Origin of the sequence: Microcoleus sp. S36a_B3 (genome assembly GCF_036700745.1) — a bacterium.
Lineage (GTDB): Bacteria > Cyanobacteriota > Cyanobacteriia > Cyanobacteriales > Microcoleaceae > Microcoleus.
Genome location: NZ_JAUBPN010000012.1, coordinates 148528 through 169540 on the forward strand (window position 1 = coordinate 148528; position 21013 = coordinate 169540).

Genomic DNA, 21013 nt, shown 5'->3' on the forward strand with positions numbered 1-21013 from the left:
TAATTTCCTATTGTCACCTAAATTTTCCCGAAAATCACCAGCCCGAAAAATAATCGCCCAAATCCCCAAAAAACCAGCAACTCTCGCAACTCTCACAACTCCCCGAACTCTCACCACCAAAGATTTTTATGAGGCGACTTGCTCTGCACCTACCCAAGATGACAACAAATAAGGTAAAGTAAACGGCACAAGAGTTTAGAACTCTCAAACTGCCGCAACTCGGCAAACCCGCCCCGACCAGCAAAACTGGCCAGTACGGGCGACTTTAACCGCTAACAGCTAACCCCTAACAACCGACAAAAATGCAAACCTACTACTACGTTTTAGCCAGCCAACGCTTTTTACTAGAAGAAGAAGCCCTTGATGAAGTGTTTAAAGAAAGAATTCGTAACTACAACGAACAAGAAAAACAAATAGACTTCTGGTTGGTCAAACAGCCAGCTTTTCTAGAAGCGCCGACAATGGCAGAAGTCAAAGCAAAATGCCCTCAACCCGCTGCAGCAATTATTTCCATCGATCCTGTTTTCATTACCTGGTTGAAACTCCGATTAGAATATGTACTGACAGGTGAGTTTCAAGCACCGTCAGCCAATATTCCCGATGCCCTCGCCTCGCTACAGACAGCATGAATCAACTAGCAAAAAAATCTACAGAGAAGCTAGGAAAATTAACGGGAAGATTGTACAATTTCTTTGTCTTTTTTCCCCTATTTTCTGCTACGACGATCGCTATTTTGACCTTGACAATTTTATCGAGTTCTGTTAAAGCTCAGTCGAGCTGCGAACCGCCGCTGTCCGACGAATATCTACTGTTAATTGTCACCAGAACACCAGAACAGCAAGAAAAAGCCAAACGCTCTTTTCCCGGAAATACTGACAATACAGTTTGTCGGTACATCAACGATACGGTGACGCGAATTGGTGGCTTTCGCGACTCGCAAATTGCTAGCGATTGGGTTAAATATATCGAAGATGTTGTCGGATTACAAGCTTATGTAGTACGATCGCCCGCAGCGGCACTTCCTCAAAATTTGCCCGTATACAACCCTGAACCAGCAACAGGTTCTGAACCAATCGCCAATCCTCAAACTGGCAATATTGGGTTCAATCCCCAAGCCCTAGGCCCCGGTTATGCAGTGTTAGTGGATTACTTCAATCAACCGGAATTAGCCACCCAAGTCAAGCAAGTATTGGGCACGCAAGTAGGGTTGGCTTCCTACGGCCAGCGTCCTTTTTTATTCGTCGCTTATACCACGGATCAAAATGCCGCTACTGCTGCGGTAAAAGCATTGAGCGATCGAGGTTTTTGGCCGATGTTGGTAGACAGCCGCCGCGTTACGGTAATTAGTCCTGCTGTTAGGTGAAAGTTCACCTATCTCCATTATCATTCGGCGATTGAAATCGCTTCTTGTCAAACAAAGTCCGCTTTCGCGGACTAAGAAGTAATAGCAAATTTACTTAAGAATTAATTATTGTTGTTTGAGCTGTTGGGCATCGTTTCCTAGCTGACTTTCGGCCCGCTTTTTTGCTTCGATTGCGGCTCCGTAATCCGGTTTGTAGCGAATTGCTTTGTCATAGGAGGCGATCGCATCTTCGTATCTTTTTACCGCCACAAGTGCATTGCCACGGCTGTACCAGGCTTCCGAGTAGTCAGGCTTGACATAGACGGCTTCATTGTAAGAGACTAGCGCATCTTCGTACCGCTGCAAATTGTACTGAGCATTGCCTCTATTGTACCACGCTTGAGATTCTTTCGGGTTTAAATCTAAGGCTCTGCTGTAACACTGAATTGCTTGTTCGTACTTGCGTAGTTCGTGGTACGACCAACCTAAACTGTACCAGGCTTGATAATAATCAGGTTTTAATTTAACAGCTTTTTCGTAAGCTTCTACCGCTTCTTCATGTCGGCGCATTTTCAGCAAAGCGATGCCTTTACTGTACCAGCCTTGATAAAAATTGGGCTGAAACCGCACGGCTTTTTCGTAGGCTTCAAAAGCTTCTTGGTTTTTGTTTAATTCGAGAAAAACATTGCCTAAATTGTACCAAGCTTCAGAATTATCGAATTTAATTTCAACTGCTTTTTCATAGGATTCTACGGCTCGATCGTACTGTTTTAATTTTTGATAAGCTTGTCCCCGATTGTACCAAGCACCGTACAAATTGGGCTGAAACTGTACCGCTTTTTCGTAGGATGCGATCGCTTCTTCGTACCGCTGCGAATCTAACAGACTATCGCCTCTGCCTTCCCAGGCGGCGGCATAGTCGGGCTGGATTTTCAAAGCGTTATCAAAAGATGCGATCGCCTCTTGAGACTGTTGCAACTTATCCAAAGCATAACCGCGTCCCGTCCAAGCTTCTAAGTATTCCGGCTTTAATTCTATGGCTTGATCATAAGCTGCCTGTGATTCTTGGTATTTTTTTAATGTGTACAAAGTTTTTGCTTTTTCCTGCCAGACTTCCGCATACTCTGGCCTGAGATTTATTGCTCGCTCGTAAGCGGCAAGAGCTTCTTCAAATCGGCTTAAATTGTAAAGAGTATTGCCTCGGTTGTACAGGTCAGTTGCATTGGCAGAATTAAAAGTGTTTACACCATAAATAGATGCTATAATACTGATGCCAATCAAACTCGCGATCGACAATATTTTTAAATACAGTTTTTTTCGGGATTTTACAGTCTTATTCGCAGCAGCAACCGGAGGCAATACAGGAACTGTACCGCTGAAAGAATTTTTCAATTCTTTAATAGCTTGCAGCGTTTCGCCTGCACTAGAATAACGTTGCCGAAAATCGTACTTTACCATCTTATCTAAAATGTTTGCAAATTCAGGACTGACGGATGTTTTGTCCTGCCAAATAATTTCCTCTGTATCGGGGTTTTTTGGCATTTGGTGAGGATTTATGCCAGTGAGGAACTGAATTGCGATCGCACCTGCGGCATAGATATCGCTGCTGAGTTTGGGGTTGCCGTGAGCTTGTTCGCTGGGCATATAACCGGGAGTACCAATGCTGACACTCAAGCTATTTTTGGGCTGAGACGTGGTGATTTGAGTAGTAATTTCTTTGACGGCGCCGAAGTCAATTAAAACTAATTTTCCGTCTCTATCTCTGCGGAGGATATTGCGGGGATTGACATCGCGGTGAATCACATTTTGCTGGTGTACAAAATCTAAGATTTCGAGAAGTTCCTCCAATATACAAATGACTCGATCTTCTTTCATCCCTCCGGCATTTCCCGGAGAAGCGGGCGTAATTTCTTGACTTAAATCGTGACCTTCGATAAATTCTTGAACGAGATAAAACTCTTGATTTTCTTCAAAATAAGCAAAAAGTCGGGGAATGCGATCGTGATTTCCCAATTTGTACAAAACTTGTGCTTCGGTATCGAATAAACGTCTGGCTACCTGTAGAGTTTGCGGATCAGTTGCTTGAGGTTTAAGCTGCTTGACGACACAGAGGTGATTGCCTGGTAGCTGTTTATCTTCAGCTAAATAAGTTTGAGCAAATCCGCCGCCTCCCAAGTGACGGATAATACTGTAGCGATTGCCGAGTGTGATTCCAAGCATGAGATTTACCTAATATTCCTAGTCTTTTGGAGAATTAGCTTCCAACCAAGCTGTTAAATCTTCGGCATTAGAAAAATCTAACATGGCTTCTGCAATATTCTCTAATTTGTCGATCGGCAATTGGCGAATGCGGCTTTCAATATCCGGGTTTATTTGACCTAAACGGCGACTTAGCAAACGCATAATTAACCCTACTTGTCCTTCTTGTCTGCCTTCTTGTCTGCCTTCTTCCCTGCCTTCTTCCCGACCTAAAGCCACTGAACCCTCTTGATCTTGAGCAAAAAACTCTTGCTGTTGTAATATGTTAAATTCCTCCTGTGTCAAACTAACTTGATTGGCAATTTCAAAGGCTTTCTGAATTTCCGGGACTGTGATCATTGTTTGAGGTACTTCATCCAAAGTGCCAGTAGTTTTGATAAAGTAAATCCACTTGTCCGTAAGAGTTTCCAGTCGATCCAATTCTTTCTTAAATTTTGGCAACTCTACAAATACTAACTCAATGTCATTTTGTAGATAATCAGACAAGCGATTTCTTTCTTTGAAGACAAAATGCGAAATCACATCTTGCTCGCCGCGAAACATTTCAAAATCAGTGATAGTCAAAGCAATCACAGGTCGCAATTGCTTGTATAGTTCTCCTCTTGTTAATTGGAGTGCATAGGTTTTTGCTGCATTGTACAAAACTCGCTTGCCAAATGCCTGTACCTTCAAAACTTGCATTTCAATAATCACAAATGTGCCGTCATTAAGTAGCGCTTTGACATCTAAGTAACTATTTTTAGCTCCGGCTACTTGAGGGCCAAGATAAGGATCGAGGATTTCTAAGCTTTTAATGATCGATTCTTCTTCATAGAGTATGGCATTTAAGAAACTAATCAAAATCTCTGTACTTTGGCTGGAGCCAAATATTTTCTTGAATGCAAAATCTATTTTGGGATTGATAAATCTCATGTTATTTTTCTCCTGAGAGATTTGGAATTAACACGGCTGCAAACCTTACTGTGACAGTCTGTTTGGTATGTTTCTTGTTCCCTCCCCTTACTAAGGGGAGGGTTAGGGCGGGTGCTAGATTTTTGCTAGTGAGATGCTCCCACTATAACTTAACTTCAAACTGCTTTCAAAATCTCGTCATCGACTGAAAAATCTATCTCAGCTTTGTCCCGCCCCGAAACTACATAATCATTCTGAAAAGAATCTTTTAATCCAGAAACTAAGTCAAATTCCGGCTGCCAGTTAAGATCGGTGACAGCTTTATTAACTGAAGCGAAAAAGTGCTGTAATCTCATCGGAAAAGCTTTCTTTTTGCCGAAGTCAAATTGTTTCGGATCGTAGTGTACAATCTTAATAGCATCAGGGGATTTGCCTGCCGCTTGAATGCAGGCGCGGGCTAAACCGTCAAAGGTGACAAATCGATCGCCCGAAACGTTGTAAATTTGCCCGATCGCCCTAGAGTTGCCCAAAACCGCCGCCATTGCTTTAGCCAAATCCTGACAGTGCCCCAACTGCGTGAAGTGCATTCCGTTACCGGGAATCGGAATCGGGCGATCGCGCGCAATGCGATCGAAAAACCAAGCCTCTAAATCGTTATAATTTTGGGGGCCGTAAATGTAAGTTGGGCGAATCGAAGTCCAAGGCAAACCGGACTCGGCCAAGTAATTTTCGGTTTCGCATTTACCCAAATGCCGGCTTTTAGGATCAGTAGCGTCCCCTTCAATATGAGGCATTTGATCCGACTTCAAATAAACCCCCGCAGAGCTCATGTAAACAAAGTGCTGCACCCGCCCTTTAAATATTTCAGCTAAAGGCTTTGTATCGCTGAGTTCGCGGCCGTTGTTGTCAAAAACAGCGTCAAACTCGACCGTCGATAACTTTTCTTTTAGTTGTTCGACATTTGTGCGATCGCCCTGAATCTGTTTCACGCCCGCAACCGGTACAGGCTTGTTGCCCCGGTTAAACAACACCACTTCATGCCCTTGTGCTGCTAAAATCTTAGTAAGATAAACCCCAATAAACCGAGTACCGCCCATCATTAAAATTCGCATTATTTTCGATGCTCCTTACAGTTAGTGTAAATATCTTACAATAAAGTTATGCCTTACGGAGAAACCTGGCTTTTTAAGAAAACACATATTAGCAGCGATCAGCCCTGGTACAAAAAACCGGAACGCTTGATTTTTTCTGTGCAATTCCTGAAAGTCAGTTTTGTGCTTTACTAAAGTGCGATCGCTCAAAATAAACATATAGCAAGCCCTAAGACAATTAACACTTTCTCACTTGCTAAAACCCTGGCTTTTCTTCCTTCTTCCTTCTTCCTTCTTCCTTCTTCCTTCTTCCTTCTTCCTTCTTCCTTCTTCCTTCTTCACATCCGTTACATAATCCGTTGCCGAACTTCCTTCTTCCTTCCGCTATACTTTCAATTTGCCTAAAATAGCCCTATGCAAGTTCCCCGGCTGCATCCAGAAACAATCGAAGAAGTCAAACAAAGAGCCGACATAGTAGACGTTATTTCCGGTCGCGTCGTGTTGCGAAAACGCGGCAAAGAATTTGTAGGTTTGTGTCCTTTTCACGACGAAAAATCTCCCAGCTTTACTGTCAGTCCCGGCAAACAAATGTATTATTGTTTCGGCTGCGGTGCAGGCGGCAATGCTTTTAAGTTCCTCATGGAATTGGAGAAACGGCCTTTCAGCGAAGTAGTATTAGAATTAGCTAAAAATTATCAAGTCCCCGTCAAAACAGTCGAACCCGAACACCGACAAGAATTGCAGCGGCAAATTTCTCTGCGGGAACAACTCTATGAAATTTCAGCACTAACAGCTAACTTTTACGAACACGCTTTGCGACAACCCCAAGGAGAAGAACCCTTAGCATATCTCAAATCAGAGCGCCAGCTAAGCGAAGAAACTATCCAACAATTTCAATTAGGTTATGCACCCCAAGGTTGGGAAGCACTTTACAGTTATTTAGTAGAACAGAAAAACTATCCGGCGCAATTAGTAGAACAAGCTGGATTAATTGTACCCCGAAAAAATGGCGGCAGCGGCTATTACGATCGCTTCCGCAATCGCATTATGATTCCCATTCGCGACACCCAAGGCAGAGTCATCGGTTTCGGCGGCAGAGCTCTCGGCGACGAACAGCCGAAATACCTCAATTCTCCCGAAACAGAACTCTTCGATAAAGGCAAGACTTTATTCGCCTTAGATACGGCGAAAACAGCCATTAGCAAAGCCGATCGCGCAGTGGTTGTAGAGGGGTACTTTGATGCGATCGCACTTCAGGCCGCCGGCATCTCCAACGCCGTCGCTTCCCTTGGCACAGCCTTAAGTTTAAACCAAGTGCGGCAGTTATTGCGCTACACTGACTCCAAACAAATTATCCTCAACTTCGACGCCGACAAAGCAGGAACTCAAGCAGCAGAACGCGCTATTGGAGAAATAGAAAAACTCGCTTATCAAGGAGAAGTGCAACTGCGGGTACTCAACATTCCCGACGGCAAAGATGCCGACGAATACCTCAAAACATACTCCCCAGAACAATATCGAGAATTGCTGGAAAATGCTCCGTTGTGGCTCGACTGGCAACTGCAACAAATGCTCGTCAATCAAGATTTGAAGCAAGCCGATATTTCCCAGCAAGTCACAAAAAAAATTATTAATTTATTAACCAATATCACAGACGACAATCAGCTAGCACATTACCTGCAAAAGTGCGCCGAAATTCTCAGCAAAGGAGATTTTAGACTCACAAAAATGATTGCTGAAAACTTGCTCAATCAAGTAGTCAGCGATTGGGCAAAGCGGCAGAGTCAAGACGAATCTTTGACAATGCCCCTGCTAATTAGAAACAAGCTGAAGCCGAACAAACAATATAAAAAGCAGCGTGCAAGCGGCGAAAACAAAAGCTCAAAATCAAGCTTATCTGCCGTAGCCCGCAGTCTTTTAGAAGAAGCAGAAGCGCAATTATTGCAGATTTATTTGCACTGTCCCGAATACCGCCAAGATGTCAGAGAAGCAATAGAAGCTAGAGACGTGCAGTTTAGCCTTTCTCACCACAGATTTTTGTGGCACCAGATTGTGAATGCTGAAATATTGCACAAAATGTCTTTACAAGTAGCACCTTCAGAGTTAATATTAAAATTGCAAGATAGTTTCATTGAATATCCCAATCAGCTCAATCAAATCTCCCATTTATTTCACTTAAATGAGTTCTCAGAAAGAAACGTTTATCGCGCACCTCTAGTAATTAGATCAGCCCTCGCCTGTATCGAGCAAATTATCAGCATGAAGCGCCGCCGGATTGCACTCAATATGTGGGAAAAAGCCAAGGCCGCTAGCAGTGGCGAAGAGGCTATAGAATATCACCAACAATTCTGTGCCGAACAAGAATGGCTCAAGGAATTAGAGCGGCTGCGTCAAGTTAATTTTTACGATTTAACATCCGTACCTTGGGGGGTAAATTTCTAGAAGTTCAGGACTAAAGTCCTTGTTAGGAACAATCAAAAATCTAGGACTTGATATCGTTTCCGGTTGCACCGGAATTATATAGAGGACACCCCAGTGCCGTGTCCCTACCGCGATTAATTGTAGGGACACGAGGCACTCGCGGTCTCGAAAGCTGTGGTAATATTAATTCCGATGCTACCGGATTTGATAGGATTGTTGAGTATTAACTGTTGACTCGATTTTATTATTCCGATGCTACCGGATTTGAGTTAACTCGGGGTCAAAAAACTGAATCATGGTTGAGTGTTGAATGTTAACTCGATTTTACCAGGAGGATGAAGCGCGGATTTGATATTAGATGCTTCTGAGTCGGGTTCGGTAATTGTCAAGGTTTTGTCTGCCAATCCGGCGAAACGGAAAGCTTCAACAAAGCGTACTTTGGAGAAGTTTCCCGTTCAAAGTTTTCGGACGTTAGTGACTAATTTATCGACATCGCTAAAAATCGAGTGCAGCCTAAACTAGCGGGTGTTTCAGTTAGTTTCGACCTGACGACCCCAACTCCTTTACAGCATAAAGCTTTCGATTTGCTGGGGGTTTCGCTGACATTCTAGTCATGTATCCGGGGGGGGCTAAAGCCCGATCGCCCTACTGGTGGGGGCAATACTAGGAACTTTAAGATCGCGCGGGGGAAGTTCGGTTTTAGATGCCGTTACTCTGAGGTAATCGGCGATAAACTCACCATACGTTTTCCTGATTTCGTCAGGGAGAAATTTATATCCAAGGATCTTCGATCGACATTCGGCGGAGCCACAACAACATTTGGGAATGTCAATGAAAGTGTACTCTGTTGTAGAGTAATCCCATGTAATCTCGCTTCCCGAAGGAATATCAACCAATGCCACGAAATCGTAGGCTCCGAATTGATTATTCCGAACCCCTGTGTTTGGGCTACAAGAATGATTGATCAATAATGCCGGTTCATCTAATTCTATATGCAGGTCAAAGTCCATCTGAATCGAGTGAGTAGTTCTTTCGGGCAAGATATCGACTCGGCGTCCAACCACCACCGTCTCACCTTTACGGAAGCCTCGGCTGGCAAAAACGCCTCTACCTTTCTCTGTTTGCTGGATCAAAGTATCGAAACCCATTTTCCTCACTCTTAATACAAATTACAAATCTAATTCTAATTCTACGAGGTTACTCCGAAGCGACACTGGAGCGTTAATGGGCTCAGTATCCGAATCTGACAGCGCTGCGACTATCGACTCGTTAACCTGGATTTCGCCATTGTGCTCAGCGTCCTGAGATTTGCTTTGACCAAAAACCATATAAAGCCTTCTATTGGCTGGGGGTTTCGCTGATATTGTAGTCATGTATCGGGCCGTGGAGCAAGCCCGATCGCCCGACTGCCAGAGAGTTTACATGAAACTTACCCCGCAGGCGGGGTAAGTTTTGTTTAATTAGCCTTTTAATAATCGCAAAAAAGAGTTTCGCGAGTATCTCTACCCGTCACGGGATTAGTACCTTTTGCCACTTTACAAAGTTTTTCTATCATATCGTCTCGCAGCAGTGTCTCTGTAAAATCAGCACCGTCAATGATAGCTCCTTCCAGCCTGGTATTGTAAGCGAAAGCACCCTCAAGGATAGCATTAGTTAAATTTGCTTTCATCATGCGAGCCAAATCTAAAGTAGCACCCGTGAAATTCGCCCCTTCTAAATTTGCTTCTTCCATATTGGCAGCAAAAAAGCTGACACCTCGCAAATCTGCATTAGTAAAATTGCTATTGCGAAGATTGGCTTTATTAAAGCTGTCGTCAGTCAGAACTTGACCAGTAAAATCAGCGCCTACTAGGATTTCTTTGTCGTGATCCAAAGCAAAAGCAGGTGCCGGATTAATGCCGATCGCCCCAGCGACAATTACTGCTAAAATAACAAAACTCAGCAAGAAAGTATAAATATTTTTGCGATGTTGGCGAATTCGAGAATTCATAAGTTAAAGCTAATGGGCAGCCGTGACAGTTCAGAATTGAATTCTACCAGAAAGCGCGTCAAGCGTAGCTATCCCGTAGGGAATCGCCCGATCGCGACGGTTGACTCCAATTCCCCCGAATCCCCCAACTCTAGGGATATCGGCACATTGGGAGAAAACTTAGTCGCCGACTGGTTGCAGCAGCAAGGCTGGGAAATCTTGCACCGGCAGTGGCACTGTCGCTGGGGAGAGATTGACATCATCGCCCTCGGAAGAGATGAAGAAAGCGAAATCAACAGAGGTAACGAAAATTCCCCATTCCCCATTCCCCATTCCCCATTCCCCATTTCCCATTCCCAAACATTAGCATTTGTAGAGGTAAAAACTCGCCGCCGGGGAAATTGGGATGCTGGTGGAATGCTGGCTGTTACCACCACAAAACAAGCCAAACTTTGGCAAACAGCCGAAATATTTTTAAGCACTCGTCCAGATTTAACAAATAATTCTTGTCGCTTTGATGTCGCCCTAGTCAGGTGCGAACCTTCACAACAAAAAACTGAGCAAATCTTACCACCATTAACAGCAGCGAACTCTCAATCCGCCGTTGCAGGAAACTACCGACTCACCCTGCAAGAATACATTCGCTCCGCTTTTAGCAATTAAAAATATATAATTAAAATTTAGAGGGTAAAATCTCAAAGCAATGCCACTAGGTAATTTTTAATTGTTAACTTGCCTAGGCTGTCGCGCATTTCTCTCTTGAGCTTTAACGGAGCTGAAAAAAGCGTTAAATCTTCTCCCGCTTTCCCCTTCTCTCCCTCTCCTGTTCTGTCATCACAGTTAATTTATATGCGTAGCAATCTAGGCGAGAGTTTCCGGGCAATATCCCAGACCCTTGACAAATTGCTGGCGAAACGCTTCAATTTCTTTACGGTCGGGGCTGCCGTGACAAACCACCGCCACCTGGTAGCGGCGCATCACGCCTAGCGGCGACTGTCCGGTTTCCAAACTCCACAGCGCCATTTGCAAGCGAATTTCAGGATCGTAAGGAATCCCGAGTTCGTTCATAAAAGCCCGAAAATCCCCGTGCATTTGGGGAGTTAGATATTGGCTCATTTTTACCTTCACCACCCAGCCGTCAATTTGGTGAATAACAGTGATAAATTGCAAGGGAAGATGACTAGCCGCGCGCAGGTAATCCACCACTCTCAGAGTGAGGCTAGTATTGGCGATGTAGTAGAGGTATTCCATAACTATCCTTCGAGCAAAGCTGATGCTACACCTCTATCCTCGCGGGCTTTACCCGCGACCACAAGGGGAAAAGCACCCGACTTTGGATGGGGGTTTTTACCCAATTTGTTACCCAGTTGACAGATCGATCGTACAGGAATTTACCCGATGACAGAGATTGACTGGTCTTTGGACGGCTACGACTACGAACTTCCGCCCGAGTACATTGCCCAAAATCCCGCAGTACCGAGGGATAGTTCTCGCTTGCTGGCTGTAGATTCTCCCAGCAGCTACCAACACCGGATTTTCCGGGATTTGCCCGACTTGTTGGAACCGGGAGACTTGCTGGTACTCAATAACACCCGCGTGTTGCCGGCGAGGCTCTACGGGCACAAACCCAACGGCCCGGCTGTGGAGATATTGTTGATGGAAGAACGGCAGCACAACTGCTGGCTGGCTTTGGTTAAACCGGGGAAACGCTTAAAGTTGGGAGCAAAAATTGAGTTCGATCCGCACTGTAATGACTCCGCAGCAGCAGGCCCTTGTTGTTGCCTTCCCCACGGGGATGACCTCGCGAGGCGATTGACTGCGACAGTTATAGAGAGGGACGAGGCAACCGGGGGACGGCTGTTGGAGTTTGACATCCCCACAGATGCGACTCTGGCGAAGTTTTTTGACGAATACGGCTACGTACCCCTGCCGCCCTACATCGACAACTCCCAAGCTGCGCCAGAACAGTATCAGACTGTGTATGCCGATCGGCCGGGGGCAGTGGCAGCCCCCACAGCCGGCTTGCACTTCACCGAAGAATTGTTCAGCCGCTTGAAGCAGCGGGGCATCGAAAAAACTTTTGTTACCCTCCACGTCGGGGTAGGGACATTTCGCCCGGTGGAGGTGGAAGACGTGACGACTCACCAAATGCACAACGAATGGGTGGAAGTATCCGCCGCTACTGTGGAGAAAATCCGCGAAACTAAAGCTAGAGGCGGGCGGATTTTTGCCGTAGGTACAACAGCAGTGCGAGCTTTAGAGGGAGCGGTTGCCGCGAGCGGCGATTTTTCGTTGCAGCCTTTTTGCGGCCCGACAAGTCTGTTTATTTATCCGGGCTACAAGTGGCGGGTTGTAGACGGGATAATTACTAATTTTCACTTGCCGCGCTCTACTTTGATGATGATGGTAAGCGCGATGATTGGAAGGCCTCGGCTGTTGGATTTGTACCTAAGAGCGATCGAGCATCGGTACCGCTTTTATTCCTTTGGCGATGCCATGCTGATCTTACCGGCTGCAAAGAAGGATTAACTGATATCTGACCGAAGAAATGAGTCTCAAGCCCCGTCCTTCTAGGACGGCTTGTGCTTTCGATGTGAGTCGTCTAAACAACCCGCCCAACTTTGCAGTCTATATTGCTTAGTCTTAAGCAAGAAACCGAGCCTGAAGCAGATGTAAGGCAATGGCAGAGTCAAACCTTGAATGCACTGATACACGAATTAAATTGCCACAGAAGTTGATTTGAGTCGGCATGGGGCATCGGCACGACTCTAACCGGGGAGCTTATGTCAGACTACTGCGGTAGCACATCGCTGTGAACCGTCAAAAATCACCACTCCTTCAAGATGGTGAGTATGTCAAACCATTCTCAACTTTTCCTTGAGGGGCGGGCCATCCGCGGCTGCCCCACAACCCAATTTATGTGTTGTGGGACAGCCATCGGGCCTGTTAACCGAGAATGATGCAAAATATCAGAAATGCCAGTTGTTAATTTTTAGTCGCTTTACTCTTCCTCCTCCTCTTCATTGCCGGGATACACGAAGCTGTTGGAACGTCCAGTCAGAACCGATTTGCCTAGGGACAGAGCTTTCTGAGCTGCCACAGTAGCTTTGCGCTTCCATGTGGCCTTACGCATATTCTTTTTGGATTTGGAGGTTTTCTTCTTAGGGACTGCCATGACGCTAAATACTTTGAGATTGTATAGACAAACAAACATTCTAGCCGATTTTGCCTTGCTCGCTTGCTCGACTCTGTAACAACAAATGTTTCATTAGTAGGGTGCGTCAGCCGCTAGCTTCTCCAACAACACGCCAAATCCCCCGGCTGGCGCACTCGCAGCGGCCAAATTCCCGTAGGGTGGGTCAGCCGTTAGCTTCTCTAACAACACGCCAAATCCCCCTGCTGACGCACCCTACATTTAAATCTCCGCTTGTTTGCTGCTTAGAGTTCGTGAAAGTGGTAGAGCACGACGCCAGTTACTGGGTCGTTCTCAATGCTGACATAACCGGTTTTGAGCATGGCGGTGAAAGCTTCTTCCACTTCGACAAAAGTAGCGCCGGTTGCCATCACGCCTTGGGTAACAGATAATCTGCCGTTCCTGCTATAAGCAGCCCTCAGCAGTTTAATCCCTAACTGTTCGGAGGTTTGCTTGGTGTATGTCGAGGCGATCGCCCCGCTGGTGGAAGATAGCGGTATACCTTGGGGAGATACGCCGAGTTTGCCCCTGAGACTGGCATTGTGTTCGTCCACCATGTTCGGTAGCAGCAACAAGTCAAACAATTGCCCGAACCCAAACAAGCCAAAGGTACACAGCCACAGCAAACCCGTGCCAATCTTGCCGTTGTAGAGACGGTGGAGTCCGAAGGGGCCGAAAAAACAAGCAGCCCATAACAGGTAACTAACACCTAAATTGCTCATTTTATGACCGTCCTGTCTGGTTATTCTAATAATTGGAGTCCCTTTATACATTTTGTACTTTCTATCTGGTGTTTGAACAGTTTGACACCAGCAGATATTTGTGCATTCTCCGAAGTTATTGGTTATTTACTACCAATTCCCCAGGCCCCAGGCCCCATGCTCCATGCCCCATGCTCCATGCCCATAAGTAATTGTGCGTAGCAATTCTTAACGCCAACAACATATTTTCGGGGTCGAGAACTTGGTACACTGGAGGGCGTGGAAATTACACCAGCTTTGAGTTGGATTCCACGCGGTTCGGGCTACCGGTGCTGGCCGGACTAACCGAGAGCGATCGACCTCACCCGCCCGACACCCGAAACAAGCAAGTTGTTATAAGCAAAAAATCCAATAAACATATGGTAGATTCTCTCAAAAAACCCGCTTTTGCTCAACAGCAAGAAGGGAAAACCCCAGCCAAAGAAACTATTCTCACGCCGAGATTTTACACAACAGACTTTGACGAGATGGCCAAAATGGACATCTCGGTAAATGAAGCCGAGCTCGAAGCAATTATCAAAGAGTTCCGCGTTGACTACAACAAAACCCACTTCGTGCGGGATGCCGAGTTCGATCAATCTTGGGAACACATCGACGGCGAAAAGCGCAAGTTGTTCATTGAATTCCTCGAACGCTCTTGCACCGCTGAGTTTTCTGGCTTCTTGCTCTACAAAGAATTAGCACGCAAGCTCAAAGACAAAAACCCGGTACTCGCCGAAGGTTTCTTGCTGATGTCCCGCGATGAAGCCCGGCACGCCGGATTCCTGAATAAAGCGCTGTCGGACTTTGGTTTGTCCCTAGATTTAGGTTTCTTGACAAAGAGCCGCAGTTACACATTCTTTAAGCCGAAGTTTATTTTCTACGCCACTTACTTATCCGAAAAAATCGGTTATTGGCGCTACATCACGATTTACCAACACTTGAAAGCGCATCCTGAAGACCAGATTTATCCAATTTTCCGATTCTTTGAAAATTGGTGCCAGGATGAAAACCGCCACGGAGATTTCTTCGATGCGGTGATGAGAGCTCAGCCTCAAATGTTGAACGATTGGCGCGCTAAGCTGTGGTGCCGTTTCTTCTTGCTGTCGGTATTCGCGACAATGTATCTCAATGATATCCAGCGCGGTGGTTTTTATCGATCGCTCGGTCTAGATGCTCGCGAATACGACATCGAAGTGATCAAAAAAACCAACGAAACAGCAGGCCGTGTATTCCCCGTCATGCTAGACGTGAACAATCCTGAGTTTTACGAACGGTTGGATGTTTGTCTCCAAAACAATCAGCAGTTGACCGCAATTGTTGCTTCTGAAACTCCAAAATTCTTGCAATTCTTCCAAAAATTACCTCTGTATTTGTCGAACGGCTGGCAGTTGTTGAAGCTGTATTTGATGAAGACGATCGAATCGCCTTCTGTTCAAGGTGCAGTGCGTTAAGTTTTGATTTTTCATCCTCTATTACGGCGGTTCTGCAGGAAGCGGAGCCGCTTTTTTTTGGTATGATGTGAAATTAGTTTAAATGGGCGATCGCATTTCAAATTCAATTCAGAAACTTGATGAAGCAGTTAATTGTGAGATGAAAAGTGAGTAATACGAGTACCGCAAGACGCACCTATTTTGAACTAGAAGATATTCAAAGGCAATGAAGAGAATGGCAGTAGAAACGTAAAAAAATATTTTTAGCAACTTGGTAATTTTTACGCTATTCTCAATTCTTAACTCAGTATTTTAAAATTAAGGTTCTCAAATCTACGATATTCCGGTGCACTTTATGAAACTCCACAAAAAACAATTCAACAGATCTACTTGGATTTTTTACTTAGGAATGTTCGCCGTATTCCTCATGTCCTTAACTCTCCGATTTTGGCAATTAGAGCGATTTAACACTCTAGTATTTGACGAGGTTTATTACGCCAAATTTGCCAACGATTATCTCACCCGAACTTCTTTTTTCAACGCTCACCCGCCCCTGAGCCAGTATATAATTGCGATCGGAATTGCGATCGGCACTCACCTACCCTTCGGAAAAACCGCCGTCAACGGCCTAACAGGCTCAATGCTTTCCCCTTGGGATTACCGCTGGCTAAATGCTCTCACAGGTTCCTTTATTCCCCTAGTTGTCGGAGCCCTCGGCTATCAGCTCCTTCGCCGCCGCACCTTTGCTTTTCTTGCTGCTTTATTTGTCGCCTGCGATGGTTTATTTTTAGTTGAATCTCGCTACGCACTCAATAACATTTATCTAGTTTTATTCGGAATACTTGGTCAATTATTTCTGCTCAAAACCGTAGAAGCTGAAGGCAAAAAGCGCTTGCTTTGGCTAGTATTAGCTGGGATAGGATTCGGTGCATCTGCCGCTGTCAAATGGAACGGATTGTGGTTCTTGTTTGGGGCTTATCTCATTTTGATCTGCGCTTGGGCCGTGCGTTTAATTCAGGGAAACAGAGGAAATGAAGAACCAATTCGCGATATAAATTCCGCTCTGCTTCCGCCCGAAAGTCCAGTACAAAAATTGACTGAGCTAACTTTTGTGGAAGTATGCTGGAGTCTAGCTGTAATTCCTATTTTAGTTTACAGCATCTGCTGGATTCCTCACCTGCATCTCAATCCAACTCCCAATTTCTGGCAGATGCAAACGGAAATTTTAACTTATCACGAACGCATTAAAAGTGGCCCTAGCGTGCATCCTTACTGTTCGACGTGGTACAGTTGGCCTTTGATGCTCCGCCCCATAGTTTACTTCTACAAAACTGCTAGCAACAATGCACAACCAGATCCGGTTTTGCCACCTTTACCCAGCGGTGCAACTGAGACGATTTTTGACGTTCACGCGATGGGAAATCCTTTCCTTTGGTGGTTTTCCACTTTAGCTTTAATATTAGTAGCAGGAGTTTTAATTCACCGGATTGTGGTGTGGTTCCAAACGCGCCAAGTGGCTTCTGTTGACAGCCTCGAACAGCAGCCGATTTTGTTTCCGCCGACTGCCCAAATGTGGATGGTGTTATATTTGATAGTTAATTGGGCTGCTAATTTGCTGCCTTGGATGAAGGTGAGTCGCTGCGTATTTTTGTATCATTATATGGGCTGTTCTGTGTTTGGAGCCTTAACACTTGCTTGGTGGGTTGACAGGTGGCTGCACAGCCCTCAAACTCGACTCCGAGGGATGGGGGTAACAATTGTTTTTCTGGTTTTGGCTGCTTTTATTTTCTGGATGCCTATCTATTTGGGACTGCCTTTGTCGCAAATGGAATGGAAAATTAGAATGTGGCTGCCGTCTTGGGTTTAATAGGATTTACCCACAGATTCTACTTTGTAGGGTGCGCAGTGCGCACCTTACGATTTTCATAGAGTAGATTACTTAGCGATGAGATAAGATAGCATTATTTTTGATACAGTGCTCGATAAACTGGTTCGCCTCGTTTTTGAGTAGCAATTTCTCTTTCCGTAGCAACGGGTAGGGGATTTTCTGCTAGCCATTCCCCGCCATTTTGACGCTGAAAACTGGGATGAGATGAAAAGCGATCGCACATTTCGACTTCTACTTCCTCAATATCCGATTGAATAAACACTTCACCGCCAACAGCCAGATAAGTAGCCAACTCGCTGACTAATTCCTGCTGTACTACCCGCCGTTTGTGGTGCTTTTTCTTGAACCACGGATCGGGAAATTGAATGCTGACTCGCTGCAAAATACCAGCGGGTAAAGTTTCTAAAATTGGCTTCAGGGAACTATTCGCATTGCAAAATAAATAGTGCAAATTTGTCAAGCCTTTTTCATCGCGCCACAGATTCGCCTCATCTACCAGAGGTTCCCGAATTTCTAATCCGAGAAAATTCCAATCTGTTTGGATTTGCGCCATATGCCACAAAAACCTTCCTCTACCGCAGCCGATATCTAGATGCAGCGGTAAATTTAAGTCCGCATAGATTTTAGTCCAGTCCGGCGCAGTGGCGGATGTTCGATATCTCATGGATAGGGGATTTACGTGTTCCCGAACTCTAACTCTTCCCAATTTTGATGTCTCCTGAATGTAGTTTTTAACCGTTGATGAAGGCAGATAAATATTGATTTTTGCGATCTTGTCTAATACTTTTTAATTAATGAGCGATTAAAAATTGCAGAGGGACTATTTTTAATTGCTCATTATTGCATTAGGCTTCTGGTTCAATCCCTACTGCTCTTAATTGTGCGGCTAGTCTTTCCGATCGCTGCCTTTTCCTTTCTACCATCTCTGCTCCCCACAATAGCATCTCTCCGCTTTCATCCCACCAGCGCAACCAATATCCGGTTCTTTCGGCTTTTGTCCCGTACCAAGCGCCCAGAAATAACCCAACTCCTGCAATCCAATAACGATTGTTTGTATCCGGCTGCTGTACTTCATATCTTCCCGATGAATTCAGCCGATACACTTCTAACAATCCTGCCGCAGGTTCAAAAATAGCATAGATTGGTACTCGAAGTATTTGCTCGTAAAAAAAACATTTTCCGGGGGGTAAAGTTGGTTTACTTGAATATTCGTCGTAGTGATTAGCTGATAAAAACTCTAGGACGATATCGGGTATTTCTCCTTCTAAGTTTGGGGTGTAACTGCGACGAATTCCTGGAGCCACCAACGGCTGGACGTTGCGGGCATAAAACCAATCTGGGGCTTTGATAACTAGCTTGCCGTTTAATGTAGCGCAAACACCCATATTTGAGGCAATTAAGATATGTTCTAAAATTAATCCCGCGATTTCTAGGATTTCGCGCAAGGCTGCGGCGAGTAGCGGTTGGTCGATATTTCCCACAGGTTCCTCGTCTAAAATGAAATCGTCTGGCAATTTTTCCCAGGTAATTTTTAAGTCGGCTGTACTGACTGTCACGGTATTTTACCTCTTGCTAAGACTGCTGGAGTGCGGTTTGCAATACTTCTTTATGAAAGAGCGATCGCCCTACAATAAATTTTATCCTTTCTGGCGATAGTGCATCGCCGCTGGCGTAGTGTTCGATCCAGGTTTTGCTGATTAAATAGGGATCTTCTGGCAATTCTGATAATACATATCCCGGCATTTCTAACTCATCCATCAATTGAGTGACTTTGGGATCGTAGCTGAGGGCAAAACAGCGGCATTCTTCCGATGCTGCCATAATTAAACTGTGGTAGCGCATCCCGATCGCCATTTCGACTCCCCGGAATACTCCTTTCAATTTTCTCGGATCGTCTAAACTAAGTATCTCACTTCGTTTCGGCAGAGCTTCGTGCAAATGCTTGGCAATTTCTAAGTCGCGAGATGCTTGAAAAGGTAGCAGTAAAATTAAGGTGCGAGTTGCTTTTTGAAAGTCAACTAAAGCTTTAGTTAATATTGACAAACGGGCGGGAGTTAATGTAGGATGGGAACGCAAACAAACTGCAACTCTGGGCGCTGGTAAATTCCACAAACCGGAGACGGGGGAATTTTCTAAAGCCCACACGGGATCGGGCGCTAAAGTAAAGGGAATTTGCCAGTCAGCAAGTAAAGTAGCTGAGCCTTTATCCCGCACGCTGACGGCGGTGCATCCAGCAAAACACCGCTGAGATAATTTGCGGGTAATCTCTCGATTTAAAGGCCCAATTCCCTGGGCCCAGGCAACAGTTTTTAAGCCCATTTGTTGCGCTAGTCCCATTAAACCCCCATAATAGAAAGGGCTGATCGTGCTGGTAGCGTCTTGCATTAAACTGCCGCCTCCCCAGATTAGCGCGTCGGAGGTGCGGAGTGCTTCGAGAACTTGAAACGCATTCATCCGATCGCGCGCAGCTACCCCGTACCGCTGATTTGTCTCGACAGGATTGCCAGACAGGACGATCGGCGTCACGCCATCTGGTAACATTTGCAGTAGCGATGCCAACAGCGCCTCGTCGCCACCGTTGCCTTTACCGTAATAGCCGCACAAAATTGCTCGCATTTCTACTCTTGATTTATAATGGGGAATCTAAGTATTACAATATCTAATTTTTGCGGTCGATCCGTAAAATATTTTAACAGTTAACAGTCAACAGTCAACAGTTAACAGTTAACAGTCAACAGTCAACAGTTAACAATCTTAAACAAATAAATACATATTTTATCTTCCCCGTTCTCTGTTATTTTAGAATACAAAAAATGCACGTTTTGTCAATTCCCACCTGGATTATTCACATCTCTAGCGTCGTCGAGTGGATTGCGGCCATCTGGTTAATTTGGACTTACGGCGAAGTCACTCAAAACCGAGCTTGGTGGGCCCTTTCCGCCGGAATGCTGCCCGCCCTAGTCAGCGCCATGTGTGCTTGCACTTGGCACTATTTTGACAACTCCCCAGCCCTAGAATGGATCGTTACCCTGCAAGCAGCGATGACTCTGATCGGCAATTTTACTCTGTGGGCGGCGGCTTGGTGGATTTGGCGATCGGCTCAACCAGCACAGAAAATTCAAGATTAAAAGAGGTATCAAGTCAATGAAAAATAGCACTTTTTGGGCAACATTTACAACAATTTCCATCGTGTTAGCAGGCGGATTATTGCAGGAGAGCAAAGCCAGCAATAATTTCCAGGAAGTCGCCCAACAGCCTAACTGTAAAAGTCCTCAAACCACGCTAGACATGAATATGTGTTCTAGTCAAGAGTTCAAAGCAGCAGACACCAAGCTCAATCAATTATATCAGCAACTTCGGCCTAAACTCAACAGCAAACAGCAGCAAAGATTGACGGTTGCACAGCGTAGTTGGCTCAAGTTTCGCGATGAAACTTGCAGCTATGAAGCCGGACACTTTGAAGGCGGTACTTTGGCGGCTCCTGTATACATTTCTTGCAGAGCAAAAGTTACACAGCAGCGCGTTAAAGATTTAGAAGATTATTTGAAACAAGCAAATTTGTAAGCAAATCTACCGAATTAGCTATTAAATTACCGACTTCTTCTGTGAGATGTTGCACCTGTGGTAAAAATCGGTTTTTCGATCTAAAATATAGCATTCAAACCTATATATTCCGTTCAAAAAACCAGTTTTTGTACGTTGCCGATGCTGTAAAATAAAAAATCAATTTATCTTTCTCAACGGCAATAGTGTACAATCGAAAGTCTAAAAACTAAAAGCTAAAAT

General features: G+C 45.1%; 20 protein-coding genes. 9 read left to right on the plus strand and 11 right to left on the minus strand.

What is annotated here, in order from left to right; genetic code table 11:
• The first annotated feature begins 302 nt into the window (after nucleotides 1-302).
• A complete protein-coding gene (locus QUA01_RS15310) occupies nucleotides 303-629 on the plus strand; it encodes an MgPME-cyclase complex family protein (RefSeq protein ID WP_333090496.1) in 327 nt (108 codons plus the stop codon).
• Nucleotides 626-1363 (plus strand): hypothetical protein, encoded by a 738-nt coding sequence (locus QUA01_RS15315; protein ID WP_333090497.1) that lies wholly within the window; start codon nucleotides 626-628, stop codon nucleotides 1361-1363. Before QUA01_RS15310 ends, QUA01_RS15315 begins: the two co-directional genes overlap by 4 nt.
• 105 nt (nucleotides 1364-1468) lie before the next feature.
• On the opposite strand, the gene QUA01_RS15320 is transcribed toward QUA01_RS15315, so the two are convergent.
• From QUA01_RS15320 to QUA01_RS15330, 3 genes are all read right to left on the minus strand, one after another.
• The gene (locus QUA01_RS15320) at nucleotides 1469-3562 is read right to left on the minus strand and encodes a tetratricopeptide repeat protein (protein ID WP_333090498.1); all 2094 of its coding nucleotides are present in this window, start codon (nucleotides 3560-3562) and stop codon (nucleotides 1469-1471) included.
• Between the two features lie 18 nt (nucleotides 3563-3580).
• Nucleotides 3581-4513 carry an Rpn family recombination-promoting nuclease/putative transposase gene (locus QUA01_RS15325; RefSeq protein WP_333090499.1) on the minus strand — a complete coding sequence of 311 codons (933 nt, stop codon included), beginning with the start codon at nucleotides 4511-4513 and terminating at the stop codon, nucleotides 3581-3583.
• Nucleotides 4514-4668: 155 nt separating this feature from the next.
• The gene (locus QUA01_RS15330) at nucleotides 4669-5604 is read right to left on the minus strand and encodes an NAD-dependent epimerase/dehydratase family protein (RefSeq protein ID WP_333090500.1); all 936 of its coding nucleotides are present in this window, start codon (nucleotides 5602-5604) and stop codon (nucleotides 4669-4671) included.
• Between the two features lie 393 nt (nucleotides 5605-5997).
• Between QUA01_RS15330 and dnaG the strand changes: the two genes are divergently transcribed.
• Entirely contained in the window at nucleotides 5998-8025 is a 2028-nt protein-coding gene (dnaG, locus tag QUA01_RS15335; RefSeq protein WP_333090503.1) for a DNA primase, read from the plus strand.
• A gap of 608 nt (nucleotides 8026-8633) precedes the next feature.
• Here dnaG and QUA01_RS15340 read toward each other — a convergent pair.
• The gene (locus QUA01_RS15340) at nucleotides 8634-9152 is read right to left on the minus strand and encodes an SET domain-containing protein-lysine N-methyltransferase (RefSeq protein ID WP_333090504.1); all 519 of its coding nucleotides are present in this window, start codon (nucleotides 9150-9152) and stop codon (nucleotides 8634-8636) included.
• Between the two features lie 320 nt (nucleotides 9153-9472).
• Nucleotides 9473-9994 (minus strand): pentapeptide repeat-containing protein, encoded by a 522-nt coding sequence (locus QUA01_RS15345; protein WP_333090505.1) that lies wholly within the window; start codon nucleotides 9992-9994, stop codon nucleotides 9473-9475.
• Between the two features lie 12 nt (nucleotides 9995-10006).
• Here QUA01_RS15345 and QUA01_RS15350 point away from each other — a divergent pair, with 12 nt between their 5' ends.
• Nucleotides 10007-10636: a YraN family protein gene (locus tag QUA01_RS15350; protein WP_333090506.1), complete on the plus strand. Its 630-nt coding sequence runs from the start codon at nucleotides 10007-10009 to the stop codon at nucleotides 10634-10636.
• Between the two features lie 198 nt (nucleotides 10637-10834).
• Here the strand turns inward: QUA01_RS15350 and QUA01_RS15355 are convergent, their stop codons facing one another.
• Complete coding sequence (locus tag QUA01_RS15355) at nucleotides 10835-11224, minus strand: hypothetical protein (RefSeq protein WP_194012871.1); 390 nt, start codon at nucleotides 11222-11224, stop codon at nucleotides 10835-10837.
• 147 nt (nucleotides 11225-11371) lie between these two features.
• Between QUA01_RS15355 and queA the strand changes: the two genes are divergently transcribed.
• The gene (gene queA / locus QUA01_RS15360; RefSeq protein WP_333090508.1) at nucleotides 11372-12502 is read left to right on the plus strand and encodes a tRNA preQ1(34) S-adenosylmethionine ribosyltransferase-isomerase QueA; all 1131 of its coding nucleotides are present in this window, start codon (nucleotides 11372-11374) and stop codon (nucleotides 12500-12502) included.
• Nucleotides 12503-12974: 472 nt separating this feature from the next.
• Here the strand turns inward: queA and rpmF are convergent, their stop codons facing one another.
• A complete protein-coding gene (gene rpmF, locus QUA01_RS15365) occupies nucleotides 12975-13148 on the minus strand; it encodes a 50S ribosomal protein L32 (protein ID WP_194011875.1) in 174 nt (57 codons plus the stop codon).
• 263 nt (nucleotides 13149-13411) lie between these two features.
• On the minus strand, nucleotides 13412-13888 hold the full coding sequence (locus QUA01_RS15370; protein ID WP_333090509.1) for a TM2 domain-containing protein: 477 nt from the start codon (nucleotides 13886-13888) through the stop codon (nucleotides 13412-13414).
• 398 nt (nucleotides 13889-14286) lie between these two features.
• On the opposite strand from QUA01_RS15370, the gene acsF reads away from it, so the two are divergent.
• Together acsF and QUA01_RS15380 are read left to right on the plus strand one after the other, a co-directional pair.
• Complete coding sequence (gene acsF, locus QUA01_RS15375; RefSeq protein ID WP_333090510.1) at nucleotides 14287-15360, plus strand: magnesium-protoporphyrin IX monomethyl ester (oxidative) cyclase; 1074 nt, start codon at nucleotides 14287-14289, stop codon at nucleotides 15358-15360.
• Between the two features lie 334 nt (nucleotides 15361-15694).
• The gene (locus QUA01_RS15380; RefSeq protein WP_333090512.1) at nucleotides 15695-17206 is read left to right on the plus strand and encodes a dolichyl-phosphate-mannose--protein mannosyltransferase; all 1512 of its coding nucleotides are present in this window, start codon (nucleotides 15695-15697) and stop codon (nucleotides 17204-17206) included.
• 94 nt (nucleotides 17207-17300) lie between these two features.
• Here the strand turns inward: QUA01_RS15380 and trmB are convergent, their stop codons facing one another.
• The 3 genes from trmB to csaB all read right to left on the minus strand — a co-directional run bounded on the left by trmB (nucleotide 17301) and on the right by csaB (nucleotide 19843).
• Nucleotides 17301-17933, minus strand: coding sequence for a tRNA (guanosine(46)-N7)-methyltransferase TrmB (gene trmB / locus QUA01_RS15385; RefSeq protein ID WP_333090513.1), 633 nt, complete (start codon nucleotides 17931-17933; stop codon nucleotides 17301-17303).
• A 139-nt stretch (nucleotides 17934-18072) separates the two neighbouring features.
• Complete coding sequence (locus QUA01_RS15390) at nucleotides 18073-18783, minus strand: Uma2 family endonuclease (protein WP_333090514.1); 711 nt, start codon at nucleotides 18781-18783, stop codon at nucleotides 18073-18075.
• Nucleotides 18784-18799: 16 nt separating this feature from the next.
• A complete protein-coding gene (csaB, locus tag QUA01_RS15395) occupies nucleotides 18800-19843 on the minus strand; it encodes a polysaccharide pyruvyl transferase CsaB (protein ID WP_333090515.1) in 1044 nt (347 codons plus the stop codon).
• 197 nt (nucleotides 19844-20040) lie between these two features.
• On the opposite strand from csaB, the gene QUA01_RS15400 reads away from it, so the two are divergent.
• Together QUA01_RS15400 and QUA01_RS15405 are read left to right on the plus strand one after the other, a co-directional pair.
• Complete coding sequence (locus QUA01_RS15400) at nucleotides 20041-20355, plus strand: DUF2499 domain-containing protein (RefSeq protein ID WP_333090516.1); 315 nt, start codon at nucleotides 20041-20043, stop codon at nucleotides 20353-20355.
• A 16-nt stretch (nucleotides 20356-20371) separates the two neighbouring features.
• Nucleotides 20372-20791, plus strand: coding sequence for a lysozyme inhibitor LprI family protein (locus QUA01_RS15405; RefSeq protein WP_333090517.1), 420 nt, complete (start codon nucleotides 20372-20374; stop codon nucleotides 20789-20791).
• Nucleotides 20792-21013 lie beyond the last annotated feature (222 nt).